Below are 20,367 nucleotides of genomic sequence, written 5' to 3' on the forward strand. Positions count from 1 at the left end.
CCGGTTCGTCCTGGGAGGGCGCCGGCGACATCGAGAGGGCGGGCTCATGGACGACGACGTCGTTTGGTTCGAGGATGTCGGGATGCGCGACGTGCCGCGGGTCGGGGGAAGAACGCGTCGCTCGGCGAGATGATCCGTGGGCTCAGGGACGAGGGGATCCGCGTCCCCGACGGGTTCGCGACGACCGCCTCCGCGTACCGTGCCTTCGTCGCGGCGAACGGCATCGAGGAGGCGATGAGGGAGCGGCTGGAAGCGTACCGGTCCAGGACCGCGACGCTGCGCGAGACCGGCGAAGCGCTCCGCGAGCTGTTCCTGGCGGGGGAGTTCCCGAGCGGGATCGCCGACGCGATCGTCGCGAGCTATCGCCGGCTCGCCGAGCGGGCCGGATCGCGCGCGCCGGCGGTGGCCGTGCGCAGCAGCGCCACCGCGGAGGACCTGCCAGAGGCCAGCTTCGCGGGCGCCCAGGAGACCTTCCTCAACGTGGTCGGGGAGCGCGAGCTGCTGGCCGCCTGCCGGCGCTGCTATGCCTCCCTCTTCACCGATCGCGCGATCAGCTACCGGGAGATCAAGGGCTTCGACCATCTCGACATCGCCCTCTCGATCGGCGTGCAGCGGATGGTGCGCTCCGATCTCGGCGGCTCGGGCGTCATGTTCTCGATCGACACCGACACCGGCTTCCCCCGGGTCGTCGTCGTCAGCGCGGCCTGGGGGCTCGGCGAGATGGTGGTGCAAGGCGAGGTCGACCCCGACCGCTACCTGGTCTTCAAGCCGCTGCTGGACGTTCCCGACGTCGAGCCGATCATCGAGCGGAGCCTCGGCGCGAAAGCGCGCAAGATGGTCTACCAGCAGGGCGGGACCGCGCGCACCCGGATCGTCGACACGCCCGCCAGGCAGCGGCGCGCATTCGTGCTGAGCGACCGCGAGATCCTGGAGCTCGCCCGCTGGGCCGTACTGGTGGAGAAGCACTACGGGCGCCCGATGGACATGGAGTGGGCCCGTGACGGCGCCTCCGGCGACTTGTACCTGGTCCAGGCGCGGCCCGAGACGGTGCAGGCGGTCAAGAGTGCGGCGCGTTTCACCGAGCATCACCTGACCGAGTCGGGCGAGCTGCTGCTGTCGGGCGCCGCCATCGGCGACTCGATCGCCACGGGCCGGGTCTGCGTCGTCCGCGACACGGCGCAGATGGCCGATTTCCCGGACGGCGCGATCCTGGTGGCCGAGATGACCGACCCCGACTGGGTGTCGATCATGGCCCGCGCCTCCGGCATCATCACGGACCACGGCGGCTCCACGAGCCATGCCGCGATCGTCAGCAGGGAGCTGGGCATCCCCGCGGTCGTGGGCACCGGGTCGGCGACGGAGACGCTCGTCGACGGCCAGGCGGTCACCCTCTCCTGCGCGGAGGGGGACATCGGCCACGTCTACGACGGCGTGCTGGGGTTCGAGAGCACCGAGATCGACCTGCGCCAGGTCGCCGCGACGCGTACCAGGGTCATGGTCAACGTCGCGAGTCCCGAGGCGGCCTTCCGCTGGTGGCGCCTGCCCGCCGCCGGTGTGGGGCTGGCCCGCATGGAGTTCATCGTCAACAACCTGATCACCGTCCATCCGATGGCGCTCGTGCATCCCGAGCGGGTCGCCGACGAGCACGATCGCCGGCGCATCCGTGCGCTGACGTCGGGGTTCGACGATCCGCAGGAGTTCTTCGTCGAGACGCTCGCGCGCGGGCTCGCCAAGCTCGCGGCGCCGTACCACCCGCACGACGTGATCGTGCGGCTGAGCGACTTCAAGGCGAACGAGTACGCCCACCTCGTCGGTGGCGCCGCGTTCGAGAGCCCGGAGGAGAACCCGATGCTGGGGTTCCGCGGCGCGTCCCGCTACTACGATCCGAAGTACCGGGAGGCATTCGCGTTGGAGTGCCGGGCGCTCAAGCGCGCGCGGGAGCGGATCGGGTTCGCGAACATCATCGTGATGGTCCCGTTCTGCCGCACTCCGGGAGAGGCCGACCTGGTCCTGAAGGAGATGGCCGCGAACGGCCTGGTCCGCGGCGAGAACGGCCTGAAGGTCTACATGATGTGCGAGATCCCGTCGAACGTGATCCGGGCGGGGGAGTTCGCCACCCGTTTCGACGGCTTCTCGATCGGCTCCAACGACCTCACGCAGCTCACCCTCGGCGTGGACCGGGACTCCGCGCAGCTCGCCGCCCTCTTCGACGAGCGCGACCCCGCGGTGGAGTGGATGATCGCCGAGGCCATCGCCCGCGCGCACCAGGCCGGAATCCACGTCGGCCTCTGCGGGCAGGGCCCGAGCGACCACCCCGAGTTCGCCGAGTTCCTCGTCGCGAGCGGCATCGACTCGATCTCGCTCAACCCGGACAGCTTCCTCCGGACCATCGGGCGCGTCGCCGAGGCGGAGGCCCGGGTGCTGGACCGGCGGAATGCCTGACATCCGACGTCGGGTCAGAACCCCGTCGGCTCCGTCTCCAGTTCGGGCGACTCCGGCCGCGGCTCGTGGGTCAGCGGCGTCAGCGCCGTCGTCTGCGGGATCCAGAGGAGCGCGTCGTAGCGGCGGCCCATGACGGTCGGCACATAGTTGCCCGTCTCCCGCCGGGGGTCGTACACGACACCGACGGCGCGGTGGCCGCGTTCGCGGCTCAGCCACTCGGTCCCAGCGGCTCCGGCGAAGATCAGGACCGCCGCACCGGGGAGCGCTCGGGCGAGCAGATCCTCGTGGCTGCCGGCCTTGGCCGCGGGCAGCCGGAACGCGGTCTCCGTCGAGCCCCAGGAGCGGGCGGCGAGCACAGTGCCCTCGCGTGACGCGAAGCCGATCAGGCAGACGTCGTCGAGGCCGTGGCGCTCGCGCAGGAGCTCGCCGATGTTGACCATCCCCTCGTTGCCCATGGTGGTTCCGCGGGCGTCTCCGACGTGGGTGTTGTGGGCCCAGACGACACCCCGGCCGTCGGGTCCCGCACGCTCCGCGAGCCGGTCGGCGGTGTCGGCCATGTGGATGTCGCGGACGTTCCACGACTCGCGGTCGCCCTGCAGCATGATCCGGTAGTAGTGCTCGGCGTCCGCCGCGGTCAGGGCGTTCTGCAGCACATCGAGGCGCGACTCGTCGTCGTCGAAGCCGGCGCCGAGTCGGCCGGCGTGCTCGCGCACGCTGGTGAGCAGTGCGATCACGTCCGGCTCGCACGACATCGGGACGAGCCGCGTCGCCCACGCGTAGCCTTGCGGGTCCTCCCCGTACGGCTCAAAGCAGCGCCAGGCGCGCAGAGCGGTCGGAACGTCGTCGGGCGAGTTGGCGGCGAGCCAGTCGATCACGGCCTCCAGCGACTCCCACAGCGAGTACACGTCCAGTCCGTAGAACCCGACCCGGCGGCTGCGCTCCTGCGTCAGATTCCAGCGGTGCAGCCAGTCCAGGAACTCGGCGACATCGGTGTTCGCCCACATCCAGCGCGGCCAGCGTTCGAAGGACGACAGCAGCTGCCGTGCGTCCTCCCATTGCTCGCTGCGCCCGCGCACCCACGTGTCGATGCGGAAGCAGTCGGGCCAGTCGCCCTCGACCCCGATCCAGCGGATGTCGCCGCGCTCGATCAGGCGCTTGGTGAGGGCGGCGCGCCAGGCGTAGAACTCGTGTGTCCCGTGCGACGCCTCTCCGATGCAGATCAACCGCGCCCGCGCCGCCCGCTCGGCCAGCGTGTCGAGGTCGGCGTCGGAGAGCAGCGGCGTCGCCATCGCGCGGACATCCGCGATCGCCTCCTCGTCCGAGGTGTCCGGCAGCCGGGGGCGCGAGCGACGCGGGCGAAGCGAGGCTTCGTGCAGCAGGCGCACGACCTCGGCGTCCTCCGTCTGCCCGAAGTCGCGATAATACTGCCCGACCGCTTGGAAACGGGCGGGCAGGAGCACGCACGTGACCCGGTCCGCGTCCTCGATCTCGTCCAGCGCGCGGGGCGAGATGACCGGCGCGGCGATGACGACCTCGCTCGCCCCGAGCTGCCGCGCGACGAGCAACGCGACCTTGGTCGTCGCGCCCGTCGCGATCCCGTCGTCGACGATGATCGCGGTCCGTCCGCGCAGGTCGATCCGCTCACGGCCTTCGCGCAGCAGCGCCAGCCGCTGGTCGAGCGTGCGCCGCTCGGCCTGCTCGACGGCTTCGACCTCCTCCTCGCTGAGCCAGCCGCGGGCGACCATCGTCGGGTCGAGCACTTCCGCGCCGCCCTCGCCGATGGCCCCCATCGCGACTTCGGGCTGGTCGGGGATGCCGAGCTTGCGCACCACGATCACATCGAGCGGCAGTTCGAGTTCCTCAGCCACGACGGCGGCGACGGGGACGCCGCCGCGGGGAGCCCGAGGACGACGGCGTCGGAGTGGCGCAGATCGCGCAGGCGCTCCGCGAGGGTCTGCCCGGCTTGGCGGCGATCGGTGAACATGGCTCCTCCGCCTTCCAGCTCAGATCAGGCACTCGGGAGCGACGACGATCGTCGGCACCCGGATGGCCAGGATCAGCGCGTGGCTCACCGAGCCGAGCATCATCCGGTCGAGCCCGCGAGCCTGCTCGGTCCCGACGACGAGCAGAGCCGCGTCGTCGAGGTGCGCCAGGATCGCATGCCTCGGGTCGTCCCGGACGAGGGAGCCCGTCACCTGGAGGTCGGGGTTGGCCGCGCGCACAGTGCGGGCGACGGACCGCAGGATCATGTCGTGCTCGGCCTCGAGGTCGATCGTGAAACGGTGATCCGGTTGCTGGACTTCGGGAATCCCGACCAGTGGATCGAGCCAGGCGTGCACCAGGCGCAGCTCGCCGCCCAGCCTCCTGGCCTCCCGTGACGCGAATCGCGCGGCCTTCAGCGACACCTCCGACCCGTCGACGCCCACGACGACCGCCGTCCGTCCCGTCTCCGGGAGCCCGGGCACGATCGCCGCGGCGCCGCGGGCATGCGCCGCGAGCCGCGACCCCAGCGACCAGTCGTAGCGGACGTGCGGCCAGTGCCGGCGCCCGGTCCCGACGACGACCAGATTGTCGGCCCGGGAGAAGCGGAGCAGCTCGTCGAGTCGCAGGCCCGCCATCACGTGCGTGCTGATCCGGAGCCCGCCGTTCGCGTCGGACACGCGTTGCGCTGCGGCGTCGGCCGCGAGGTGCCGCTGGGCCACCACGTCCTCGGTGACCACCTGGCCCGGTGCGAGCGCGTCGAGATCCTCGACGTCCACCAGAACGATCGAGTCCTGCTCGGCCTTGGCCCGTTCGACGGCCCACTCGAGTGCGACGTCCGCCTCCGGCGAGCCGTCCCATCCCACGATCGTCCGGTCGGTCATTCGCCCTTCTCCTTCGGATCTTTCCGCGTCTGCCTGTCCGGGCGCACGACCAGCACCGGGCAACCCGCCTGCGTGGTGCAGTACAGGCTGACCGAGCCGAGGAACGGCGACGCCAGCTCGCTCAGGCCGCGACTTCCGACGACGAGCAGTTCGGCGTCGTGCGAAGCCTCCACCAGCACCTTGCCCGGATGTCCCGGTGCCGCGAGCACGCGCACCCACTCGGGCGTCTCGTCGCCGAACTCGGCGCGCACGATGTCCTCCAGGATCTCGAACGCCACCACCTTCGGCGCTCGCCCGGGATCGGGGAAGTACGCGTCGTACATCGAGGTGGAGGGCTGCCACGCCATCACCACATCCAGGCGCGTTTCGAGCGCGCGGGCGAGCCGCACGGCCTCGTGGAACGCCCGGCGGGACTGCTCGGACCCGTCCACGCCGCACACGATCGGCGGCAGAACCATCTTCGAGGGATGCATCAGAACCTCCCGCCCACGGTCTCAGATCTCCCGCGGCTCGACCCGCAGCAGGTCGTGCACCTGCCGCACGTGCGGCGACGACCAGGCGGTCCGCAGCGCCTGCTGGTGCTCGGTCCAGGAGCCGACGGAGCCGGTCAGGGTGATCTCGTCCGCGTCGACGGAGACGGTGATGCGGCCGGCGTCGAGGATCGCGTTGCGCACCAGCGCGTTGCGGATCTCCTCGGCGATGTCGTCGGCCTGCGGTCGGCGGGTGAGCTCGATGCGGCTCTCGACCGCGTGGACGCCGTGCAGGCGTTCGACGGCCCGCTTGGCGGCCACCCGCTCCGCGTCCCATTCGACCTCGCCGGTCAGGACCACGCGGTGGCCCTGCACGTCGGCGTGGATGCCCGTCCGCGGGACCCCCGCCGTCCAGGCGAGGATGCCGTCGACCGCGGCGGCGAGGGTGTGTCCGTGCGGGTCGTCGCCCGGCTCGGGCAGCCGGAGCTCGTCGGCGACGGTGCGGACCCCGGCGACCCGCTGGGCGGCCTCCACCGCCGCGATGCGCTCATGGAGGGTGCCCACCTCCCCGGTGAGCGTGACGACGCCGCCGTCGACGGAGACGCCGATGGCGGGTGCGGTGACGTCAGGCGTCCAGGCGAACTCCGACTCGACCGCCCGGCGGACGGTCAGATCGCTGAAGGTGCGTGCCGGCGTGCTCGACGTCCCTGATCCGGGTGCGCTGCTGATGCTCATGGCCCCAGCATCCGCGTGCCGGGGTCGCGCGGGTGAGTCGAAGGTCCCACCGAATCGCAGGACCTTCGACCCACACCCGTGCCGTGATGGCGACATACGGTTTCGGGGTCAACGTGGATACCGAAGAGAGGACACTGACATGGCACGCAATCTGGTCCGTTTCGACCCGTTCGCCGAGCTGAGCCGGATGGAGCGGGACTTCTTCGAGAACGGGATGCTCGGGACGCGGCGCACGATGCTTCCGACGACCGACATCTACACGAAGGACGACAGCGAGCTGGTGGTCGAAGTCCACCTTCCCGACTTCGACGAGAGCGACGTCTCCGTGAACATCGACGAGGGCGCGCTGGTGATCCAGGCGGAGAAGCACGAGAAGGAGGAGGACAAGGACAAGAAGTACGTCGTCCGGGAGTCCAGCCAGAGCTTCTATCGACGCATCATGCTCCCGCAGCAGTCCGATCAGTCGAAGATCGCAGCGACCTTCGACAAGGGAGTGCTGAAGGTCGACGTCCCGTTCGCCGCGCTGCCGTCTCCGACCAAGGTTCCGATCACCGCCGGCCCGAAGGCCTGACGGGGCGCGCGAGATGTCGACGCACATCGTGGAGGGGCGGTTCTCCGACGCCCGGGTCATCGTGACGGGCGCAGGCTCCGGGATCGGCCGGGCCACCGCCGTCCGCCTGCTGGCCGAGGGGGCCACCGTCGTCGCGACGGACATCAGCGAGCCTCGGCTGGCGGCGCTCGCCGAGGAGTTCGGGTCCGATCGTCTCATCACCTTCGCCGGCGACGTGAGCAACGAGGACGTCGTGGCCGATGTCATGCGGCTCGCAGACGGGACGGTCACCTCGCTGGCGAACGTCGCGGGGATCATGGACGACTTCCTCCCGCCCGCCGAGGTGGAGGACGCCGTCTGGGACCGGGTGCTGCGCGTGAACCTGACCGCGGTGATGCGGCTCACCCGGGCTGTGCTGCCCGGCATGCTGGAGCGTGGAGCGGGGACCATCGTCAACGTCTCGTCCGAGGCCGCCCTTCGGGGATCGGCGGCCGGCGCCGCGTACACGGCGTCCAAGCATGCCGTGAACGGTCTGACCCGGAGCACGGCGTTCTTCTACGGGGCGAAGGGGATCCGCTGCAACGCGGTCGCTCCCGGAGCGACGATGACGAACATCCAGGCGGAGTTCCGGTCGGCCTTCGCGGGCGAGCGGATGGCTCCGTACCTGCAGACCAACGTGCCGCAACCGGCGACGGCGGAGGAGCTTGCGGCGGCGATCACGTGGCTGCTCAGCGACGACTCGTCGAACGTGAACGGCGCCGTCCTCCCGAGTGACGCGGGCTGGTCGGTGATCTGAGAACCGGCGGAAACAACCGGGGGAAAGAACCGGGGGAAGAGGGGGCTGACCGGGAACCCGAGTCCGGTCAGACGCGGCCGCGGTGCTCGAGGTGGAGCACCGCGGCTTGCGTGCGCCGCTCCAGGCCCAGCTTGGCCAGCAGCGAACTCACGTAGTTCTTCACCGTCTTCTCGGCCAGGCCCAGCCGCTCCGCGATCTGGCGATTCGTGCGGCCGTCGGCGATGAGCGCGAGCACCTGCCGCTCGCGGAGGCCGAGCGACGCGAACCGCGGGTCGTCGGCGGGCTCGCGCAGCGTCGCCGAGACGCGCTCGGCGATGCGCGGGTCGATCAGGCGCTTGCCCCGATGCGCTGCTCGGATGTCGTCCAGCAGTGTGCTGGCGCGGATGTCTTTGACGACGTAACCGTCGGCTCCGGCGATGATCGCGCTGCGCAGCGCGTCCTCGTCGTCGTACGCGGTGAGCATCAGGCAGCGGATCCCCGGCTCCGCCTGCTTGACTGCTCGGCAGACGTCGATGCCGCTGCCGTCCGGCAGTCGCACGTCCAGCACCGCAACGTCGGGCCGCACGGCCAGGATCCTGGCCCGCGCCTGAGCCGCCGTCGCCGCTTCGCCGACGACCTCCATGTCGTCCTGGGCGTCGATCAGCCCCGCGATGCCGCGGCGCACGATCTCGTGGTCGTCGGTGAGGAAGACGCGGATCGTCGACGGGTTCATCCGGCGCTCCCTTCGGTCACCGGCAGGCGGAGCCGCAGCCGGGTCCCCCGGGCGGTCGACTCGACGTCGAGCGTGCCCGCCCTGAGTTCGGCGCGCTCGGACAGATTGCGCAGGCCGCTCCGGCGCGAGGTCTCCCCGATCCCGTTGCCGTCGTCCGCGACGTCGACCGTGATCTCGTCCGCGGATGCGACGACCTCGACGGTGGCGCTGCCGGCCCCCGCGTGCCGGACCACGTTGGTGAGTCCCTCCCGTACGAACGCCGCGACGTCGTCGGCGAGCGCGGGGTCGGACACCAGGTCCACCGGGCCCGAGAAGGAGACGGTCGCCGGCTGCGGGAGCGCCTCGCCGACCTCCTGGACGATGTCGAGCAGCCGGTGCCGCAGACTCTCGGCCGGCCCCTGCTGCCGGGACAGCGAGAAGATCGCCGTACGGATCTGTGCGATCGCGTCGTCGAGCGACTTCACGGTGCCGTCGATCCGGTCGGCCAGCAGACCGGGGCCGAGCGACGACTGGACGCTCTGCAGTTCGAGCCCCGCGCCGAAGAGCTGCTGGATGACGTGGTCGTGGAGGTCGCGGGCGATGCGCGCGCGATCCTCCAGGAGCACCACGCGCTCTCGGTCCGCGCGTGCGTCCGCGAGTTCCATTGCGAGCGCGGCCTGCCGGGAGAAGGTGACGACGCGTTCGAGTTCGAACGCGGAGAAGGGCAGATCCCCGCTCTCCCGGACGGCGATCAGCACCTCGGGCTGGCCGACCTTCCCGTCGAACGGGACGACGAGCGCGGGACCCGGCTCCCAGCCCTCGGCGAGCGCGTAGCCGCTCAACTCCTCGAGCCTGGACGGCTGGCCGCCCTCGACCGCGCTGCGGACGCGGTCGTTCTCCAGCGGCACGCTCCCGGCGTCCACCAGGCCGTCGCTGCGCCCGAGCAGCGGCATCGGTTCGCCGGGCTCATGCACTCCGAGCACGACCGCGGAGCGCGCCCGGAGAAGGGCGGCGACACGAGATGCGAACTCCTGGTGCGCCTCCGCGTTTCCGCTGCCGAGGATGCTCGCCGTCATCTCGGCGGAGGACGCGGTCCAGGACTGCCGGGCGACGGTCTCGGCGTACAGCCGTGCGTTGTCGATCGCGAAGCCGGCGTTCGCCGCGAGGGCTCTCACGAGCTGCTCGTCGTCCTCGGTGAACCCTCCCGAAACCGGATCGGTGAGATACAGGTTGCCGTACACGGAGTCGCGCACCGTGATCGGGACCCCCAGGAACGCCGTCATCGGCGGGTGGCCCGCCGGAAAGCCGGAGGACCGCGGATCGTCGGCGATCGAGTCCAGGCGGATCGGGCGGGGGTCGTCGATGAGGGCGCCGAGCAGCCCGTGGCCTTCCGGCAGATGGCCGATCCGGGCCACTATGTCGGCCGACATCCCGACGTGGATGAACTGCTCCAGCCCGCCGCCCTCCGCGATCACCCCGAGTGCGCCATAGCGCGCGCCGACGAGTTCGACGGCGGCCTCGATGATCGTTCTGAGCACCACCGGCAGCTCCAGGTGCAACACCACCGCCCGGTTCGCGCGGACGAGCGCGCGCAGCCGGCCCTGCGTCTCCAGCACCTTCCGCGCCTGCTCGACGAGCTCGCCGAGGGCGTGGTCCAGCTCGCCCCGAGGCGCGTCCGGGAACGTGATCGGCTCATCGTCCTGAATCGCGGGCCTCCTCTCGGGTGGCGGCCCGGGCGCAGCCGCACGGAGGCACGTGCCGGAGGCGGCACGGGTCCCCTAGGCGCTGAGTGTAGCGTCCGGCGCCGTCGCGTACACCTGTGTCTCCTGACCGACGACGACCGTGGGCGCGGCGAGGTCGAGCACGAGGCCGTGGGAGACCGACCCCAGCCAGGTGCGTTTCCAGCCGGTCAGCCGTCTGCTGCCGACGACCAGCATCGACGCGTGCTCGGACTGGACGCGGAGGCCCGAGATCGGGTTCTGGCGCAGGAGGACGCCCTGCACTGTGATGTCGGGGTGCTTATCCCGCACCGTGCGGACGTGATCGTCGAGCAGGTCCTGCCGTTCGCTCTGCTGCGAGGTGACGAACTCGTCGTCGGGGACGACCAGCGGCTGCTCGGAGAGCGGAGCCACCCAGCAGTGCACCACCGTCAGCGGCTGGCGCAGCGCCTCCGCCTCCCGGCAGGCGAACTCCAGCGCGAGACGACCCACCTCCGAGCCGTCCACTCCCACGACGACCCCCGACCGTGCGCTCGCCGCCTCCGCCTCCTCGACGGGGATGACGGCCACCGGACCGGCGGCAGCCGTGGCGAGCCGCGACCCGAGCGACCAGCCGTAGCGGACACGGGGCCCGACGCGGTGCCGGGTGCCGACCACGAGAATGGTGTCGGCACGGGCCTGGGCGGTCAGCACGTCGAGCGGATCCCCGACCAGCATCACCGCCCCGGCCACGACGCCGGGATCGGACGCCGCGAGGTCCTCCACCCGCGAGTCGAGCCGGTCCTCCTCCTGCTCGGTCGCCCGGTCGCGGGCTGCGTCGTCGCCCAGGTAGAGGCCCGCATCGACGACATCGAAGAGCTCGATCGTCGCGCCCTCGTCACGCGCGCGGCGGAGCGCCCAGGCGAGCGCCGCCTCCGCTGCTGTGGAGCCGTCCCAGCAGACCACCGTCCGGTCGGTCATCGTCTTCACCCTTCTAGGAGGCGACGCGCAGCACCAGCGAGCCGCTGGCCTTACCGCGTCGCAGATCGTCGATCGCGGCCGCCAGCCCGTCGAACGGCACCGCCGTCACCGTCGGCCGGAGCCGGAGGTTGCGGGCGAGCGCGAGGAAGCGCGCCCCGTCCTCCCGGGTGTTGGCTGTGACGGTGCGCAGGTCGCGCTCGCGGAACAGGGACTCGGTGTACGAGAGCGGCGGCAGGTCGGACATCTCGATGCCGGCGAGCACGACGGTGCCGCCGCTCGCGGTGGCCCGCAGCGCGACCGGGACGAGACCGCCGGCCGGCGCGAACACGATGGCGGAGTCCAGCGGCTCGGGCGGCTCGTCCTCCTCCTCGCCGACGAAGTCGACTCCGAGCTCGCGGGCGAGGTCGCGGTTCTGCGGGCCGCGTGTCATCGCGAAGACCCGTGCGCCTCCCGCCATCGCGAGCTGTGCCGTCACGTGTGCGCTCGACCCGAAGCCGTAGATGCCGAGGGTGCCGCCCGCTGGGAGCTCAGCACGCTGGAGCGCCCGGTAGCCGATGATCCCGGCGCACAGCAGCGGTGCGGTCTCCAGTGCGTCGGCGTCCGCCGCGATCGGGTAGACGTACGCGGCCGGCGCCACCAGGTACTCGGCGAAGCCGCCGTCCGCGTCCCAGCCGGTGTACTCCGAGTTCGGGCACAGGTTCTCCGCTCCCCGCCGGCAGAAGGCGCACTCCCCGCAGGTGCGGCGCAGCCAGGCGACGCCGACGCGGTCTCCCGGCTGCAGCGACGTCACAGCGTCGCCGATGTCCACCACCGTGCCGATCGCCTGGTGGCCGGGCGTCACCCCCGGACGGTGCACGGGGATCTCCCGGTCGATCACATGGAGGTCGGTGCGGCAGACCCCGCACACCTCCACCTCGATCAGCACTTCGTCCGACTCGGGCTCCGGCACCGTGGCCTCGACCTCTTCGAGGCCGCCACTCGCTCTCGTGGTGCGCCACGCTCTCATGACCGGCATCGTCCCGCCTCCCGTTCCGTCACCGAGTCAAGCGCCGCGCTCGTGTACCGGGCGGGCCGAAGGTCCCACGGGACCAATGGCCCTTCGGGCCGCCGATTCCGTTGAGCAGACTTCACACGGAGGTGCCGCCATGGAGGTCCGCAGGTACATCGTCGGCGTCGACGGATCGGTACCGGCCCGAGCCGCGATCCGCTGGGCTGTCGCAGGGGCACGGGAGCGAGGGGTCGGCGTGACCCTCGTCCATGTCGCCGACGACGAGTGGGGGGCGGTGGGCTCGCAGCTCATCGAGGAGGTCGACCAGGACGCAGGGAAGCGTCTGGACGCCGAACTCGACTACGCCCGTTCGCTCGGCGTGGACGTGCCGATCGATGCGGAGCTCCGGGTCGGCAGCCCGATGGCTGAGCTCGCCTCGTTCAGCGACGAGGCGACGATGGTCGTCGTCGGCACCCACAAGACCGGCTTCCACTACGGGCGCGCTTTCGGTTCGCGCAGCCTCCAGCTCGCGAACCTCGCGACGGGGCCGGTCGCGATCATCCCCGAAGCCGCCTCGCGGATGCGGCGCGGCGTGATCGTCGGCGTCGACGACACCCCGGCGGGGCAGGCGGCCGTCGACTTGGCGGCGGACCTGGCCTGCGACCACCACTGCGAGCTGATGACCGTCCGCTCGTCGGAGGCGCACGTCACGTTCCACCCGGACGACGCCGACGAGCGGCGCGACTGGCAGCTCCGGCGAGACGACGAGGCACGAGGGTTCCTCGCGTCCGCCGTCTCGCGGGCGCGGGCGCGGCAGCCCGGCATCGTCATCCGCAGCCGCGTGGTGCGCCGGCCCGCGGGCGCGGCCCTCAACGAATTGGCCCGCAGCGCGGAACTCCTCGTGATCGGGGACTCGCGCCGCGCCCATGCGCAGCTCGGCAGCCTCGGCGCTGTCGCATACGACGTGCTGCTCAACCTGTCCTCGCCGACGATCGTGGTGCATGCCCCGACGACGGCGGCGCGCGTGGAGCAGCCGACGACGGAAGGAGAGAGCCATGTCATCGGATGACCCGGTCCAGGTGCTGGACCGCGACGCATGCCGGGAGGTCCTGAAAGGCGCTACGGTCGGCAGGCTGGCGACAGCCGTGGGCGGCGAGCCCGACATCTACCCGGTCAACTTCTACTCCGATGGGTCGAGCATCCTGCTCAGGACCGCTCCTGGCACCAAGCTGCTGGAGCTGACCGTGCACGACACGGTGGCGTTCGAGACCGACGGCTGGACAGATGACGAGGCCTGGAGCGTCATCGTCCACGGCCATGCCCGGCAGCTCGACCACCAGGCGGAGATCGACGAGGCGGACGAGGCTCCGTTGCAGCCCTGGATTCCGACCCTCAAATACCGTTACGTTCGCATCGACATCGATTCGATGTCCGGCCGCCGGTTCCGGCGCGAGCCGGAACCCGAGCGCTGGTGACCTCTGCACAGCAACAGAAGGAAGAATCATGAGCGACGCGCCTCTCAGCGGTGAGTCCGAGGACCGTATCCACCCCGGCGGCCGCATCGTCGTCGGACTCGACGGCTCCGCGGAGTCGCTGTCCGCACTGCGCCGCGGCGCCCGGATGGCCGAGCGCCTGGGCTGCAGCCTGGTCGGTGTGACGGTGTGGGAGTATCCGCCGTCGTGGCCCGGCTATGTCATGGGCGGCTGGGACCCCGAGCGGGATGCTCACACCATCGCCGCCGACGCGTCCCACGAAGTCTTCGGCGACACGCTGCCGCCCTGGTACTCGACCGTCATCCGTTCCGGGTCCGCTGCGCGTCAGCTGATCGCCGTGGCGGAGGACGCGGAGATGCTGATCGTGGGCAGTCGTGGACTGGGCGGTTTCACCGGCCTCCTGCTGGGCTCGGTGTCGCGTTCGGTGGTCGAGCACGCGGACTGCCCGGTGCTCGTGATCCACGGGTCGTGAGCTGACCCGAGTCGATCTCAGACGGCGGCGGTCGTACGCAGCGCTTCGCCGATCGTCCGGCCCCATTCGCGGGCGTCGTCGAGCTGGCCGGCCTCGAGTGCGCTGTCCTTGTCCACCAGGAAGCTGTGCTTCGCGAGCAGCCGGTGCGACCCGAGCCTGCGCAGGCGCTTGTCGATGGCTGCGGCCGCCGAACCGCTGAAGATCTCCGTCATGTCGGCGCGCGTGTCGAACGCGGCGAACCGCGCCGGCACGTCCCCGCACGTCTCCAGCCATTCGCGCACGCCGATGCCTTCGGCGTCGGGTTCCAGGGTCAGTCGCCGCTCGGCGTCGTCGCCCCACTTCGCCGCCTCGACCCGCGTGGCGGGCCGGCTGAGCGAGTGCACGTGTGTGGGCGCGCCGACGAGCAGGAGTTCGGCCTCCGGGAAGGCCTCGGGTGCGTCCTTGACTTTGACGACGGTCACCGACGCGAACGGTCGCAGCCCCTCCGCGATGGCCTCGGCCACCTGACGCGTGCTTCCGAACATGGACTCGTAGACGATGGCCGCGCGCGCGGCCGGTGCGGTGTCGTTCATGCCGACACCTTCGCGTCCGTCGCCCGCTCGCGGCCAGGGTCCAAAGTCACGTGGGACTTTCGGCACTGGGGGACCGCGACCCGGGTTGCGAGACTCGTCGCGTTCCCTGAAGGCTGGAGGATGCGATGACCGAGACGATCATGATCGGAGTCGACGGTAAGACCGGGCACCGGGGCGCGCTGGAGTGGGCGGCGCGACGCGCGGTCCGCGACGGCTCCCGGTTGGAGCTCGTCTTCGTGCTGGAGCACTCCTGGGGGGACGACGCGGACGGCCCGAGCGACCTGCTCGTCCTGGCGGCGAAGTCCCTGCTGGCGACCGAGCGCGAGGCAGCCCTCCGCATCGCCGAGGCCGCCTCGACGCGGGTGCCCGCCCTGACCGGACCCGAACCCGCGCCGTTGCCGCGCCCCGTCCTCGACGTAGGCACGCGCTACCTCTACGGCCACGTCGGCGCGGAGCTGGCGTCGGCCTCCCGCGACGCCGACCTCCTCGTGGTGGGCGCCCGCTCGCGCTCGGAGCGTGACCGCGGCTTCGCCGGATCGCTGCACCTCCGCGTCGCGTCGACCGCGACCTGTTCGGTCGCGGTCGTCCCGCACGGCTGGGCCGGCTCAGGAACCGGGGTCGTGGCCGGCGTGGACGGCAAGCGGCCCGGCGAGCTCGCGGTCGTGTTCGCGGCGGACGAGGCCGCTGCGCTCGGCGAACCGCTGCGCATCGTCTGCGTCGGCTACACCGCCAACCCGCTGCTCGCGGGGTTCGTGCCCGAAGTGTCCCTCGACGACCGGCGGCGGCGCGTTCTCGACGAGGCCGCTCGGCACGCAAGGGAGCTCCGCCCGGAGATCGACGTCCGCGCCGACGCGATCGAGGCGGCGCCGGCCCGGGGCTTGGTCGAGGCGGCGGAAGGCAGCAGAATGCTGATCGTGGGAACGCGCGATCGCCACGGCGCCAAGCGGGTCATGCTCGGCTCGGTCGGCCACGACGTGCTGTTGAACGTCCGCGTGCCCGTCGTGATCGCGCGAGCGCACCGCGAGGCCGAGTGACCGGCGCGCCGGGCACGGCCGCGGTCGCTGCACCCGCTGCACCCGCTGCGCTGAGCCCGGTCCGACTCGCCGCCTCTCAGGATGCGGCCGCCGTGCTCGCCGGGCAGGGAACCTCGACGGCCGGGCTGAGCGACGCCGACGCCGCCGCCCGGCTCACCCGCGTCGGCCCGAACGCGGTCCGGGGCCACCGCGCCCGCCCGTGGCGCGTCCTCGGCCGGCAGGTCCGCAGCCCGATCCTCATCCTGCTGTTCGCGACCGCGATCATCTCCGCGTTCGTCGGCCAGGGGACGGAGGCCGTCATCATCGCGGTCATCCTCGTGGTCAGCGTCGGGCTGGGGTTCGTGAACGAGTTCCGGGCGGAGCAAGCGGCCGACGCCCTCCACGACCGGCTCCGGCACACCTCGATCGTGCTGCGCGGCGGCACGCGCCGGAGTGTCGACGTCACGGAGCTGGTTCCCGGCGACATCGTGCTGCTCTCGGTGGGCACTGTGGTCCCCGCCGACCTGCGGCTCATCGAGGCGAACGGCCTGGAGTGCGACGAGAGCATCGTGACCGGCGAGGCGCGCGCGGCGGCCAAGTCGGTCGACGCGGTGCGGGAGGGCGCGGGCGTCGGCGACCTCGACTGCTGCGCCCTCATGGGCACCGTCGTCCACGCCGGTGGCGGTGTCGGCGTCGTGGTCGCGACCGGCGGAACGAGCGAGTTCGGCCGCATCGCCGTCGGCCTGGGCACCCAGCAGCCCCAGACGGAGTTCCAGCGCGGTCTCGGGCAGTTCTCCACCTTCCTGCTGCTGGTCGCCCTCATCCTCACCACGCTCATCTTCGTAGCGGCGCTGCTGCTCGGCCGGCCGCTCATCGAGTCGTTGCTGTTCTCGCTGGCGATCGCCGTGGGCATCACCCCGCAGTTGCTGCCCGCCGTGGTCAGCACCAGCCTGGCCGCGGGCTCGCGCGCGCTCGCGCGACGCCGGGTGCTGGTGAAACGGATGGTCTGCATCGAGGACCTGGGCGACCTCGATCTCCTGGTCACGGACAAGACCGGGACGCTGACCACCGGTCGCATCGTCTTCGACCGCCCGGTTCCGCTGGACCATGTGGACGCGGCCGAGGTGCTGCTGCTCGGCCTCCTCGCCACCGACACCGACCCGTCCGCTCCGCAGACGGTCGGATTGAACGCGCTCGACGCAGCCCTCTGGGAGAGCGACGACGCCACGACCGCTCCTGTCTCCGCATACCGCAAGCTGGACGCCATGCCGTTCGACCACGAGCGGCGCATGGCCGGCGCGCTGGTCGCCGCGACCGGCTCCGCTCCGATCGTCGTCGTGAAGGGGGCTCCGGAGTCGGTCCTCCCGTTGTGCACCGCCGCAGGCCCGGACGCGACCGCGACCCTGGAGCAGCTCTACGCCGCGGGCTCCCGCGTCATCGCGATCGCCACCCGCGCGGCCGGCGACCTCGTCTCCCTGAGCGCCGACGACGAGACCGGCCTGACGTTGCGCGGCTTCCTGGCGTTCGTGGACGGCGTGAAGCCGGATGCCCGCGCGTCCTTGAAGCGCCTGGCCGACCTCGGTATCGGGGTCAAGATCGCCACCGGGGACAGCGCCGTGGTGGCCGGGCGCGTCTGCGCCGAACTCGGGATGGTGTCCATCGGCACGCTGACCGGCGACGCGGTCGACGCGCTCGACGATGCGCAACTGGGGAGTCCGCCCGCGCCGCCACGATCTTCGCCCGGGTCTCGCCCGAGCAGAAGGCGCGCATCGTCCGCGCGCTGCGCCAGAAGGGCCGGGCTGTCGGCTTCCTCGGCGACGGCGTCAACGACGCGCTGGCCCTGCACAGCGCCGACATCGGCGTCTCGGTCGACTCGGCCGTGGATGTGGCGAAGGACGCCGCCGACGTGCTGCTGCTGGACAAGGACCTCGATGTCCTCGCCGACGGCGTGACGGAGGGCCGCCGGATCTTCGCCAACACCATCAAGTACGTGCTGATGGGCACCTCCAGCAACTTCGGCAACATGTTCAGCGCGTCGATCGCATCGGTGATCCTGCCGTTCCTGCCGATGCTGCCCGGCCAGATCCTGCTCAACAACCTGCTCTACGACTCCAGCCAGCTCGCCATCCCGAGCGACAACGTGGACGCGGAGCAGCTGAAGGTGCCGTCGCACTGGGACATCGGCGCGATCCGCCGCTTCATGCTGCTCTTCGGCCCGATCAGCTCGCTGTTCGACTTCGCAACCTTCGGGCTGATGCTCTTCGCGTTCAACGCCGCCCCGCCCGAGTTCCGCTCCGGCTGGTTCATCGAGTCGATCGCGACGCAGACGCTCATCGTGTTCGTCATCCGCACCCGGCGGGTGCCGTTCCTGCGCAGCCGCGCCTCCTCCCGCTCGCCGCCTCGGTGCTCGCCGTGGTGGCCGTCGGGGCGTGGCTGCCCTACTCGCCGCTGGCGGGGACGCTCGGCTTCACGCCGCTGCCCGCGCTGTTCTTCCTCGCGCTCGTCGGCCTGGTGCTGGTGTACCTGGTCCTCGTGGAGATCGCGAAGATCTGGTACTACGCGCGGCTGAGCGCCCCGCGGGCGCCGGCGGTGCGCCGCCGGGCGTACCCGCACCGGGTGGCGCGGCGGGCGGCGCGCTTCACGACCCGCTCGCCACGGGCAGGCTGACGCTCTCCCCGAACTCCGGCACGCGCGCCTCCCAGCCGAGCGATCGCCGTACCCGCACGCGCAGCGCGTCGGCCGCGTGCGGCTCCCCGTGGGTCAGGTAGACCGCCTGCGGCGGAGTCGGCGCGGTGCGCAACCAGTCCACGATCTGCCCCGCATCCGCGTGCGCGGAGAGCATGTCGAGGACGTGCACCTGCGCTCGGATCGGGATGTCGCGCCCGTAGATCCGCAGGCTGCGCTCCCCGCGGCGCAGCGCGTCACCGCGGGTCCCGCCCGCCTGGAACCCGGTCAGCACGATGGCGTTGTGCGGGTCGGAGCCGTACGCGGCGAGGTGGTGCAGCACGCGGCCGCCTTCGAGCATGCCGCTCGCCGAGATGATGATCGCCGGACCGCCGCGCAGGTTGAGCAGCTTCGAATCGTCCACCGTCCGCACGAGAGTGGCGAGCCGGTACATCGCCTCGAATTCGGAGGGGCGGATGCGGTGCTCCTCCGGATAGCGGGCGTAGATCTCGGCGGCGTCGACGGCCATCGGGCTGTTGAGGAAGACCGGGATGTCCGGGATGGAGTGCCGCGCCCGCAGCCGGCTGAGCTGCAGCAGCAGGGTCTCGGCCCGGCCGACGGCGAAGGCGGGCAGGATCACCACACCGCCCCTGCTGCAGACTTCGCGCACGATCTCGCCGAGAGGCCACGCCGGGTCCGTTCCCGGGTGCTCGCGGTCGCCGTAGGTCGACTCGCAGACGAGGACGTCGGTCGCCTCCAAGGCACGGGGTGGTCTCATCAGCGAGTCGTCGGAGCGCCCCAGGTCGCCGGTGAAGTGCAGCCGGGAGCCCTCGGCCTCCAGACGCACCTGCGCGGCGCCCAGGATATGGCCGGCCGGGACGAACCGTGCGGTGAGGCCGGCGATGTCCAGTTCGGCGTCGAAGGGGTGCGGCTCGAACCGCTCCAGTGCGGCGAGGGCGTCCTGCTCGGTGTAGAGCGGGCGCGGTACCGCGTGCTTGGAGCTGTGGTGCCGCGCGGCGAACTGCGCCTGCTCCTCGAGCAGGCGTCCGCTGTCGGCCAGGATCAGGCGGCTCAGCTCGGCAGTGCCGTGCGTGGCGTGGATGCGCCCGCGGAAGCCGTCGCGAACGAGCGCGGGCAGGTAGCCGGTGTGGTCGAGGTGGGCGTGTGTCACCACGACGGCGTCGATGCTCGCCGGGTCGACGGGGAACGGCTGCCAGTTGCGTTCGCGCAGGACCTTGTAGCCCTGGAACAGCCCGCAGTCGACGAGGACGCGGTGGCCCTGCGATTCGACCAGGTACCGCGAGCCGGTGACGGTGTCCGTCGCTCCGAGGAACCGGAGGGTCGCGGTCACGGTGTCACGACCTGGTCGCGGCGGAGGAGACCCAGACCGAGCAGGACCAGCCCGACCTCGGCCAGCCCGGCCGCGAAGTAGACCGCCTGGAGCACGCTGAACGGGATGAACATCATCTGCACGAAGATCCAGATCAGGATCCCGAAGCCGGCGACGGCCGCGACGAGCGGACCGGACCGCGAGCCGCGCCCGACCAGCACGGCGGCCGTGAGGTGCGTCCCGCCCACGAGGACGGCCAGCAGCAGGCCGGGCGCGAGATAGGACGTGAACGGGCTCCCGCCGAGGAAGGAGTTCCCTGGGACGATCCCGCCCAGTGTCGACGGGGTCACGGTCCCGATGACCAGCGCGGCGCCGCCGGCGACGGCGGTGAGCCCGACGAGTGCGGTCAGCGCGGTCAGGACGATGCGGATCCAGTGCTTCATTGCTCCTCCAGACGCTCGGTCCGAGTGTCGCGGAGCGGAGTGACCGGGAGCAGGGCCGAAAGGCCCGCGCGAGCGCACAACGAGGCCCGGAGGGACCTTCGGCCTGGAGGGACCTTCGGCCCAGCGCGCCCCCGGCGACCCGGCAAGACTGACCCCACACGGGAAG

Annotated in this window: 19 protein-coding genes and 2 pseudogenes; 9 read left to right on the forward strand and 12 right to left on the reverse strand. The window is 71.6% G+C overall.

All coding sequences use genetic code 11. From position 1 onward, the window contains the following. The first annotated feature begins 46 nt into the window (after window positions 1–46). Window positions 47–2,442, forward strand: a pseudogene (gene ppsA, locus ACRAWC_RS16745) (phosphoenolpyruvate synthase). A gap of 14 nt (window positions 2,443–2,456) precedes the next feature. Here ppsA and ACRAWC_RS16750 read toward each other — a convergent pair. Genes ACRAWC_RS16750 through ACRAWC_RS16770 form a run of 5 tightly spaced genes read right to left on the reverse strand, consistent with a single transcriptional unit; the run spans window position 2,457 to window position 6,511 of the window. Beyond that, complete coding sequence (locus ACRAWC_RS16750; RefSeq protein WP_431348740.1) at window positions 2,457–4,310, reverse strand: erythromycin esterase family protein; 1,854 nt, start codon at window positions 4,308–4,310, stop codon at window positions 2,457–2,459. Then, window positions 4,277–4,426 carry a hypothetical protein gene (locus ACRAWC_RS16755; RefSeq protein ID WP_431348741.1) on the reverse strand — a complete coding sequence of 50 codons (150 nt, stop codon included), beginning with the start codon at window positions 4,424–4,426 and terminating at the stop codon, window positions 4,277–4,279. The genes ACRAWC_RS16750 and ACRAWC_RS16755 overlap by 34 nt, the downstream gene beginning before the upstream one ends. A gap of 19 nt (window positions 4,427–4,445) precedes the next feature. Further along, window positions 4,446–5,306 carry a universal stress protein gene (locus tag ACRAWC_RS16760; protein WP_431348742.1) on the reverse strand — a complete coding sequence of 287 codons (861 nt, stop codon included), beginning with the start codon at window positions 5,304–5,306 and terminating at the stop codon, window positions 4,446–4,448. Continuing rightward, window positions 5,303–5,764: a universal stress protein gene (locus ACRAWC_RS16765; protein WP_431348743.1), complete on the reverse strand. Its 462-nt coding sequence runs from the start codon at window positions 5,762–5,764 to the stop codon at window positions 5,303–5,305. Before ACRAWC_RS16765 ends, ACRAWC_RS16760 begins: the two co-directional genes overlap by 4 nt. A 36-nt stretch (window positions 5,765–5,800) precedes the next feature. Beyond that, window positions 5,801–6,511 carry a BON domain-containing protein gene (locus tag ACRAWC_RS16770; protein ID WP_431348744.1) on the reverse strand — a complete coding sequence of 237 codons (711 nt, stop codon included), beginning with the start codon at window positions 6,509–6,511 and terminating at the stop codon, window positions 5,801–5,803. 139 nt (window positions 6,512–6,650) lie between these two features. Between ACRAWC_RS16770 and ACRAWC_RS16775 the strand changes: the two genes are divergently transcribed. Then, a complete protein-coding gene (locus ACRAWC_RS16775) occupies window positions 6,651–7,082 on the forward strand; it encodes an Hsp20/alpha crystallin family protein (protein ID WP_431348745.1) in 432 nt (143 codons plus the stop codon). Between the two features lie 13 nt (window positions 7,083–7,095). Beyond that, complete coding sequence (locus ACRAWC_RS16780; RefSeq protein WP_431348746.1) at window positions 7,096–7,857, forward strand: SDR family NAD(P)-dependent oxidoreductase; 762 nt, start codon at window positions 7,096–7,098, stop codon at window positions 7,855–7,857. Between the two features lie 67 nt (window positions 7,858–7,924). Here ACRAWC_RS16780 and ACRAWC_RS16785 read toward each other — a convergent pair whose 3' ends face one another. From ACRAWC_RS16785 to ACRAWC_RS16800, 4 genes are all read right to left on the reverse strand, one after another. After that, a complete protein-coding gene (locus ACRAWC_RS16785; RefSeq protein ID WP_431348747.1) occupies window positions 7,925–8,569 on the reverse strand; it encodes a response regulator in 645 nt (214 codons plus the stop codon). Beyond that, entirely contained in the window at window positions 8,566–10,164 is a 1,599-nt protein-coding gene (locus tag ACRAWC_RS16790; RefSeq protein WP_431348748.1) for a GAF domain-containing sensor histidine kinase, read from the reverse strand. Before ACRAWC_RS16790 ends, ACRAWC_RS16785 begins: the two co-directional genes overlap by 4 nt. A gap of 162 nt (window positions 10,165–10,326) precedes the next feature. Continuing rightward, complete coding sequence (locus ACRAWC_RS16795; RefSeq protein WP_431348749.1) at window positions 10,327–11,226, reverse strand: universal stress protein; 900 nt, start codon at window positions 11,224–11,226, stop codon at window positions 10,327–10,329. Window positions 11,227–11,239: 13 nt separating this feature from the next. Continuing rightward, a complete protein-coding gene (locus ACRAWC_RS16800) occupies window positions 11,240–12,232 on the reverse strand; it encodes a zinc-binding alcohol dehydrogenase family protein (protein ID WP_431348750.1) in 993 nt (330 codons plus the stop codon). A 139-nt stretch (window positions 12,233–12,371) separates the two neighbouring features. On the opposite strand from ACRAWC_RS16800, the gene ACRAWC_RS16805 reads away from it, so the two are divergent. From ACRAWC_RS16805 to ACRAWC_RS16815, 3 genes are read left to right on the forward strand one after another with little or no spacing between them, the layout of a single operon-like run. Beyond that, entirely contained in the window at window positions 12,372–13,283 is a 912-nt protein-coding gene (locus ACRAWC_RS16805; protein WP_431348751.1) for a universal stress protein, read from the forward strand. Further along, a complete protein-coding gene (locus ACRAWC_RS16810) occupies window positions 13,270–13,689 on the forward strand; it encodes a pyridoxamine 5'-phosphate oxidase family protein (RefSeq protein WP_431348752.1) in 420 nt (139 codons plus the stop codon). Before ACRAWC_RS16805 ends, ACRAWC_RS16810 begins: the two co-directional genes overlap by 14 nt. Before the next feature lie 28 nt (window positions 13,690–13,717). Next, window positions 13,718–14,179, forward strand: a complete 462-nt coding sequence (locus ACRAWC_RS16815; protein WP_431348753.1) for a universal stress protein — start codon at window positions 13,718–13,720, stop codon at window positions 14,177–14,179. Between the two features lie 17 nt (window positions 14,180–14,196). Here ACRAWC_RS16815 and ACRAWC_RS16820 read toward each other — a convergent pair whose 3' ends face one another. After that, window positions 14,197–14,751, reverse strand: a complete 555-nt coding sequence (locus tag ACRAWC_RS16820) for a flavodoxin family protein (RefSeq protein WP_431348754.1) — start codon at window positions 14,749–14,751, stop codon at window positions 14,197–14,199. Between the two features lie 125 nt (window positions 14,752–14,876). Here ACRAWC_RS16820 and ACRAWC_RS16825 point away from each other — a divergent pair, with 125 nt between their 5' ends. From ACRAWC_RS16825 to ACRAWC_RS16835, 3 genes and pseudogenes are all read left to right on the forward strand, one after another. Then, window positions 14,877–15,785: a universal stress protein gene (locus tag ACRAWC_RS16825; protein ID WP_431348755.1), complete on the forward strand. Its 909-nt coding sequence runs from the start codon at window positions 14,877–14,879 to the stop codon at window positions 15,783–15,785. A gap of 92 nt (window positions 15,786–15,877) precedes the next feature. Next, window positions 15,878–17,365 (forward strand): annotated as a pseudogene (locus ACRAWC_RS16830) (HAD-IC family P-type ATPase); the annotation flags it as partial. A gap of 167 nt (window positions 17,366–17,532) precedes the next feature. After that, window positions 17,533–18,333: an HAD-IC family P-type ATPase gene (locus ACRAWC_RS16835; protein WP_431349472.1), complete on the forward strand. Its 801-nt coding sequence runs from the start codon at window positions 17,533–17,535 to the stop codon at window positions 18,331–18,333. Between the two features lie 69 nt (window positions 18,334–18,402). Here the strand turns inward: ACRAWC_RS16835 and ACRAWC_RS16840 are convergent, their stop codons facing one another. Continuing rightward, complete coding sequence (locus tag ACRAWC_RS16840) at window positions 18,403–19,779, reverse strand: MBL fold metallo-hydrolase RNA specificity domain-containing protein (protein ID WP_431348756.1); 1,377 nt, start codon at window positions 19,777–19,779, stop codon at window positions 18,403–18,405. After that, window positions 19,776–20,201, reverse strand: coding sequence for a hypothetical protein (locus ACRAWC_RS16845; protein ID WP_431348757.1), 426 nt, complete (start codon window positions 20,199–20,201; stop codon window positions 19,776–19,778). Before ACRAWC_RS16845 ends, ACRAWC_RS16840 begins: the two co-directional genes overlap by 4 nt. Window positions 20,202–20,367 lie beyond the last annotated feature (166 nt).

It is taken from the genome of Leifsonia sp. L25, assembly GCF_050632895.1.

Coding starts and splice junctions, on each gene's coding strand:
- ACRAWC_RS16755 (WP_431348741.1), bottom strand. CDS start 4,426: ATGTTCACCGATCGCCGCCAAGCCGGGCAGACCCTCGCGGAGCGCCTG.
- ACRAWC_RS16760 (WP_431348742.1), bottom strand. CDS start 5,306: ATGACCGACCGGACGATCGTGGGATGGGACGGCTCGCCGGAGGCGGAC.
- ACRAWC_RS16765 (WP_431348743.1), bottom strand. CDS start 5,764: ATGGTTCTGCCGCCGATCGTGTGCGGCGTGGACGGGTCCGAGCAGTCC.
- ACRAWC_RS16770 (WP_431348744.1), bottom strand. CDS start 6,511: ATGAGCATCAGCAGCGCACCCGGATCAGGGACGTCGAGCACGCCGGCA.
- ACRAWC_RS16775 (WP_431348745.1), top strand. CDS start 6,651: ATGGCACGCAATCTGGTCCGTTTCGACCCGTTCGCCGAGCTGAGCCGG.
- ACRAWC_RS16780 (WP_431348746.1), top strand. CDS start 7,096: ATGTCGACGCACATCGTGGAGGGGCGGTTCTCCGACGCCCGGGTCATC.
- ACRAWC_RS16785 (WP_431348747.1), bottom strand. CDS start 8,569: ATGAACCCGTCGACGATCCGCGTCTTCCTCACCGACGACCACGAGATC.
- ACRAWC_RS16795 (WP_431348749.1), bottom strand. CDS start 11,226: ATGACCGACCGGACGGTGGTCTGCTGGGACGGCTCCACAGCAGCGGAG.
- ACRAWC_RS16800 (WP_431348750.1), bottom strand. CDS start 12,232: ATGAGAGCGTGGCGCACCACGAGAGCGAGTGGCGGCCTCGAAGAGGTC.
- ACRAWC_RS16805 (WP_431348751.1), top strand. CDS start 12,372: ATGGAGGTCCGCAGGTACATCGTCGGCGTCGACGGATCGGTACCGGCC.
- ACRAWC_RS16810 (WP_431348752.1), top strand. CDS start 13,270: ATGTCATCGGATGACCCGGTCCAGGTGCTGGACCGCGACGCATGCCGG.
- ACRAWC_RS16815 (WP_431348753.1), top strand. CDS start 13,718: ATGAGCGACGCGCCTCTCAGCGGTGAGTCCGAGGACCGTATCCACCCC.
- ACRAWC_RS16820 (WP_431348754.1), bottom strand. CDS start 14,751: ATGAACGACACCGCACCGGCCGCGCGCGCGGCCATCGTCTACGAGTCC.
- ACRAWC_RS16825 (WP_431348755.1), top strand. CDS start 14,877: ATGACCGAGACGATCATGATCGGAGTCGACGGTAAGACCGGGCACCGG.
- ACRAWC_RS16845 (WP_431348757.1), bottom strand. CDS start 20,201: ATGAAGCACTGGATCCGCATCGTCCTGACCGCGCTGACCGCACTCGTC.